Genomic DNA, 1,462 nt, shown 5'->3' on the forward strand with positions numbered 1-1,462 from the left:
ACGTCGACGCCCAGTTCGCCTTCGAAGTTGTAACCGGTGTCGCCTTCGGCGCAGGACACGGTCACGCCCTGGCCATCCTTCAGCAGCTGGGTGGCGTTGCCGCAACCCACGACTGCCGGAATCCCCAGCTCACGGGCAATGATCGCCGCGTGGCAGGTACGCCCGCCACGGTTGGTGACGATGGCGCTGGCGCGCTTCATCACCGGCTCCCAGTCCGGGTCGGTCATGTCGGAGACCAGCACGTCGCCGGCCTGGACTTTGTCCATTTCCGAGACGTCCTTGATGATCCGCACTTTACCGGCGCCGATGCGCTGGCCGATGGCACGACCTTCCACCAGCACGGTGCCGGTTTCTTTCAGCAGGTAACGCTCCATGACGTTGGCCTGGGTGCGGCTTTTCACGGTTTCCGGACGGGCCTGCACGATGTACAGCTGGCCGTCGTCACCGTCCTTGGCCCACTCGATGTCCATCGGGCAGCCGTAGTGCTTCTCGATGATCATCGCCTGCTTGGCCAGCTCGCTGACCTCGGCGTCGCTCAGGCAGAAACGCGCGCGCTCGGCCTTGTCGACATCGACGGTCTTCACCGAACGACCGGCCTTGGCCTCGTCGCCGTAGATCATCTTGATCGCTTTGCTGCCCAGGTTGCGGCGCAGGATCGCCGGGCGACCGGCTTCCAGGGTGCCCTTGTGTACATAGAACTCGTCGGGGTTGACCGCGCCTTGTACGACGGTTTCGCCCAGGCCGTAAGCGCCGGTGATGAACACCACGTCACGGAAACCGGATTCGGTATCGAGGGTGAACATCACGCCGGCGGTACCGGTTTCCGAACGCACCATGCGCTGTACGCCGGCCGACAGGGCGACCAGTTTGTGGTCGAAGCCCTGGTGCACGCGGTAGGAAATTGCACGGTCGTTGAACAGCGAAGCGAACACCTCTTTGGCGGCGCGGATAACGTTTTCCACACCACGGATGTTCAGAAAGGTTTCCTGCTGACCGGCGAACGAGGCGTCCGGCAAGTCTTCGGCGGTGGCGGAAGAACGCACGGCCACGGCCACGTCAGGGTTACCGGCCGACAGCGCGGCGAACGCGGTGCGGATCTCGGCATTGAGCTTTTCAGGGAATTCGGCATCCATGATCCATTGACGGATCTGCGCGCCGGTCTTGGCCAGCGCGTTGACGTCATCGACGTCCAGGGCGTCGAGAGCCTTGTGGATCTGATCGTTGAGGCCGCTCAGTTCGAGAAAGTCGCGATAGGCCTGCGCGGTGGTGGCAAAGCCGCCGGGGACCGACACACCGGCACCCGCCAGGTTGCTGATCATCTCGCCCAGGGATGCGTTCTTGCCCCCCACATGCTCAACATCGTGTTTGCCGAGCTTATCGAGGGAAACTACGTACTCTACCAAGGTGATCTCTCCACTAACTGTGGGGGTGGTGGTGGGGGGGGGGGGGGGGGGGGGGGCGT

At 63.5% G+C, this 1,462-nt stretch carries 1 protein-coding gene; it reads right to left on the reverse strand.

Annotation, left to right across the window (positions count from 1 at the left end; all coding sequences use genetic code 11):
• Positions 1–1,403: phosphoenolpyruvate synthase (ppsA, locus tag ACIOUG_RS22035; RefSeq protein WP_401068647.1), on the reverse strand; the 1,403-nt coding region annotated here is incomplete at its 3' end.
• Positions 1,404–1,462: the final 59 nt, after the last annotated feature.

This window comes from Pseudomonas sp. NPDC087803 (genome assembly GCF_044742995.1).
Classification (GTDB): domain Bacteria; phylum Pseudomonadota; class Gammaproteobacteria; order Pseudomonadales; family Pseudomonadaceae; genus Aquipseudomonas.